This window comes from Acinetobacter sp. B-6 (assembly GCF_056930735.1).
This window is the reverse complement of the sequence record NZ_JBXPBY010000065.1, coordinates 1-235: the sequence shown is the minus strand read 5'-3', so window position 1 is coordinate 235 and position 235 is coordinate 1. Positions and strand designations below refer to the sequence as shown.

The 235-nt window shown below is 45.5% G+C and carries 1 protein-coding gene; it reads left to right on the top strand.

Annotated elements, in window-relative coordinates:
- Nucleotides 1–235, top strand: a 235-nt coding sequence (locus AC1Z3T_RS21250; RefSeq protein WP_483397002.1) for a hypothetical protein, incomplete at both ends; no start/stop codon positions are given.

Sequence of the window (235 nt, the reverse complement as noted above, 5' to 3'; positions counted from 1 at the left end):
TGGTTCAGGCAATACCATTGCAGGTGTAGATAACACAGCGTTGACAGTTAAAGATGGCAGTGGCAACACAGAAACCAGCATTAACCAAGCGATCAACACGTTAAATGCAGCGCAAGGTGAAACTGACAAGTTTGCAGTGAAGTACGACAAGAATGCTGATGGCAGTGCAAACTACAACAACATCACATTGGCAGGTACGACTGCAAGTAGCACGCAAGATGCAACAACAGGCAAA